Raw genomic sequence first — 3543 nt, forward strand, 5'->3', positions numbered from 1 at the left:
GCTAGAAACACCTGAGCACTAGCCTTGCATTACTAAATATCAACGGCCCACGACGTCAAGGGCCGTTTTTATATGCTCATTTTCTAACAAACTCTCAGCCAATTTAGACAAAATTATCACCAGTAGTACTTTTAGATAAAACTAAAACCTCGATTTTTGAGCCAATTTCCTTCTTTGACAACATACGATAAGAATCTTGTTCTTTTCAATTATCGTTGAAGAATGCCAATCAATAATTTCATTCAACGATCTAAAACATCCCAAACAAATATCCATTTCATCTAAACAGCACTGTCTAATACACGGTGACTTGGGCTCTTCGACCTCACTCATTTTCCTATCTTTCATAACAAAAATCCTATCACATTTCCGCAGTAGTCTTTATTAACGAAATCATAGTAAAGAATTCGGCGTACACTAACTAGCACATAACGCCCGCCTAAGGGGCTGACAACGCATTACCACAAAACTCAAACACAACAACCGTAACCACCGAGACTCATTGGGACTGGAAACGCCACGCGTTGACAGTCCCTCTTGAGGCGTTTGTTAGTTTCGTAGCCCCTTGTTTAGCAATGATTTTTCAAAAAATTTGCTTGAAAGTTATTTTACGCAAAAGCATCAAACAAACACACGTCCAACGCCAAAAGCTGTGAAGTTGGCTGCCAAAACTTAAAACGATCAAGGTTAAGTTGACCACGGTTAAGAGTCCGCGACAAAGAAAGCATAATTTCAGCGGTGATGAAGCCCTTTGTGAAACTAAACTGACCGTGTTGAACATCCGACAACATCGAAGCTTCGAGGCTTGTTGGCTTTCAGCGACTTTGAAATAGCTGAACTTTCAACACTTTCTACTAAATCAGCATCAGGCAAAACTCAAAAGCCAAATTGTGCGACTTGAACACTTACGGTTGATTTTTCAGGGCATTGAATCTGAGCTTTTGATGATTTTTTCTAGATAGAAACTAACGCCCGGTTAAGGGGCAGCCAACGCCACAACCAAGCTTCCGCATAACACCGTAACCACAAAAACCAACGCATAATGAAAATGCCGCGCGTTGGCTGTCCCTCTTGAACCGTTTGTTATGTGCCTTTACACTACATTAAATTTCCTTTTTTAGTCCCATTTTATGTCCAGATATGACGTAGATACCGCCGAAACTCAATATCAGCCTGGCTCCAACGATCAGGTTCTCTTAAACAAGTTAAACATTACTGATATCGATGAAATCAATGATGTAGAGGCAATACTTTTGGTTAAGCTATATGAAAAGGTATTTTCATGTAATGACCCAGCGCTTAACTTGAGTTTTCAAACCGTTATCGACTGGCATCGCCAATGGCTTGGCAATGTATATCCTTGGGCTGGCTGCATTAGAAATGTTAGAATGTGGAAAAGTGATTTTGAGTTTACGGCACCACTCCAAATAGAGCGCCAAATATGTAGATTTGAAGCCGACTACTTGTCACAACAATTGAACTTAGCGGCCTTTACTAAAGAAGAACTTGTCTCTTTTCTTGCGAGAAGTCATGTAGAATTTATTTTGATCCATCCTTTCCGTGAAGGAAACGGAAGAGTTAGCAGACTTTTGATGGACTACATGAGTCAGGAAGCCGGGTATGGACTATTGGACTATTCTTTGTGGGACAAGCACAAGGAATTCTATATCCGCTCTATACACGCTGGTGTTGGCGGTGACTATCAGCATATGGAGCGTCTTGTACGTGATATCTTAGACAGCTAATGACAAAGAATCGTACTTACTCTTATCTGATTTCAACTTACGTTCTATGGACTTTACAGATTTTCCTGTCTCAATCGCCGTCGAACTTGCAACAGAGCGAAGAATCATAGCTTTAGTTACTTTTTTCTTTTCAACTCTCATTTAGAACCCCGGTACTTTCGTCGTATTTGTTTTTAGATCCTATATCAACACTACAATATTATCAATGGTAGGGTGATGGATAGGCACATAACGCCCGGCTAAGGGGTTGACAACGCACCGCCGAACTCAAAAAACACACTTAAACACTGAACTGAAATTTTGCACTAAAGTCGCCAAGCGTTGGCAATCCCTCTTGAGCCGTTTGTTAGGCGATTTTTTCAACCTGCGACTTTCTTTACGAAAGGTTTACGACCAGCAAAATGAAGCCTCACATATACTTTTTTACCAGATAGAGAAAAATAGTCACCCTGATTGAAGTTGTATACTTTTTTGTCGGATGGCTCAATTCGAGCGTTTAACCATGAATCTTCTGGAGACCAAATATAACTTTCCGTAGAAAATGGAGGCCATCCTTTTTTTGAATAAAGTTCTAGGTATTCCAATAACACGGGCTTTGCTGACAAGTTCTTAATACTTATATCGTGCCCAAGATCCACGCAACTTCTTGTTATTGATGATACTTCAATTTTAAACCTCTGCCCCCAAGCCTCGTGTAGCTTCAGGATAAATAGAATTGTGGATAGTAATGCGCCCCAAATTCCTAACAACAATGAAACTTCTAATTCTTGACCAAAGACACTCATCCGAATTGTTACCTCTTTTCGCCTAACGCCCGGTTAAGGGGCTGACAACGCAAAACACCGAACCTAAAATAGCAACCGTAATCACAAATGTTGATTTAAGCAAAAACCGCCACGCGTTAGCAGTCCCTCTTAAACCGTTTGTTATGGCTCAGTTCACTAAATATCAGATTTTACCATTGCCATGATTTTATGAGCTTTTTCAAAATGATCTAATTTGTGTTCTTGAATCCACCATGTTGCGGCTTCCATTAACAAATCTGGATCGTCATTTTTATTAGCAAAAAATGCATAAAATGAAACGCCTACATTATCACCCTTCTGTTCAATCTTCTTGGAACAAACTTGAATTACCTTTTTTCTCAATGAACTACGCACTTGTTAATTGCCTACTTTGTTAGAAAATGATGGGTAACTTATACAGATTAAAGCATGAAAACAAGAGAAACTGTTTTTATATACAGCCCTAGCCAATTGAATGAGCCATAACGCCCGGCTAAGGGGTTGACAACGCAACGCCGAACTCAAAAAACACACTGTAAACATTGAACTTCAATTTTGCGCTAAAGTCGCCACGCGTTGGCAATCCCTCTTGAGCCGTTTGTTATGCAAATTCAATGAGATAAACTGACTTTACTCGATCAAAAGCCACGATTGCAATGGTTGAGTGATTCAAGAATCAACCCAAGTAGGAGCCGAGATAAATAAGCCGCCAAAACAAAGTCCACCTTTCAACAACCAACCAAGCTTTTGAATCAGACAAACTCAACGAGCGAAAACTTCAGAAAAAGCAAAATGCTCGATAAACTTGCACTTTCCACACTTTGCGCCCACAAGATTCACAACACGCCAACGCTAAAACTGATTGAGGCAAACAAAGAAATTTGCCTGTTTTACGGTTTGAGTTAGCTACGAATTTGAGGGCAAAAAAGCTCATTTGCCGACAACATAAAACGAATGGCCGGAGAAATCACAAAAGATTGAACTCCTAAATTTACCTGAGTTGCATAACGCCC

Annotated in this window: 5 protein-coding genes; 1 reads left to right on the forward strand and 4 read right to left on the reverse strand. The window is 40.1% G+C overall.

Annotation, left to right across the window (positions count from 1 at the left end):
• Nucleotides 1–141 precede the first annotated feature (141 nt).
• Both AACQ21_RS05355 and AACQ21_RS05360 read right to left on the reverse strand, forming a co-directional pair.
• Nucleotides 142–348, reverse strand: a complete 207-nt coding sequence (locus AACQ21_RS05355; protein WP_083250237.1) for a DUF1289 domain-containing protein — start codon at nucleotides 346–348, stop codon at nucleotides 142–144.
• Nucleotides 349–608: 260 nt separating this feature from the next.
• Nucleotides 609–791 carry a DUF645 family protein gene (locus AACQ21_RS05360; RefSeq protein WP_055031552.1) on the reverse strand — a complete coding sequence of 61 codons (183 nt, stop codon included), beginning with the start codon at nucleotides 789–791 and terminating at the stop codon, nucleotides 609–611.
• A 339-nt stretch (nucleotides 792–1130) separates the two neighbouring features.
• Here AACQ21_RS05360 and AACQ21_RS05365 point away from each other — a divergent pair, with 339 nt between their 5' ends.
• Nucleotides 1131–1745, forward strand: coding sequence for a Fic/DOC family protein (locus AACQ21_RS05365; RefSeq protein WP_000092503.1), 615 nt, complete (start codon nucleotides 1131–1133; stop codon nucleotides 1743–1745).
• A gap of 359 nt (nucleotides 1746–2104) precedes the next feature.
• Here AACQ21_RS05365 and AACQ21_RS05370 read toward each other — a convergent pair whose 3' ends face one another.
• Both AACQ21_RS05370 and AACQ21_RS05375 read right to left on the reverse strand, forming a co-directional pair.
• The gene (locus AACQ21_RS05370) at nucleotides 2105–2530 is read right to left on the reverse strand and encodes a hypothetical protein (protein ID WP_105976638.1); all 426 of its coding nucleotides are present in this window, start codon (nucleotides 2528–2530) and stop codon (nucleotides 2105–2107) included.
• A gap of 156 nt (nucleotides 2531–2686) precedes the next feature.
• Complete coding sequence (locus tag AACQ21_RS05375; protein WP_017049924.1) at nucleotides 2687–2905, reverse strand: DUF6500 family protein; 219 nt, start codon at nucleotides 2903–2905, stop codon at nucleotides 2687–2689.
• Nucleotides 2906–3543: the final 638 nt, after the last annotated feature.

Origin of the sequence: Vibrio sp. V01_P9A10T6, from assembly GCF_963877065.1 — a bacterium.
GTDB lineage: Bacteria > Pseudomonadota > Gammaproteobacteria > Enterobacterales > Vibrionaceae > Vibrio > Vibrio anguillarum.

Excerpts from the sequence above, each read along its gene's own strand:
- AACQ21_RS05355 (WP_083250237.1), bottom strand. The coding sequence starts at position 348 with ATGAAAGATAGGAAAATGAGTGAGGTCGAAGAGCCCAAGTCACCGTGT.
- AACQ21_RS05360 (WP_055031552.1), bottom strand. The coding sequence starts at position 791 with ATGTTGTCGGATGTTCAACACGGTCAGTTTAGTTTCACAAAGGGCTTC.
- AACQ21_RS05365 (WP_000092503.1), top strand. The coding sequence starts at position 1,131 with ATGTCCAGATATGACGTAGATACCGCCGAAACTCAATATCAGCCTGGC.
- AACQ21_RS05370 (WP_105976638.1), bottom strand. The coding sequence starts at position 2,530 with ATGAGTGTCTTTGGTCAAGAATTAGAAGTTTCATTGTTGTTAGGAATT.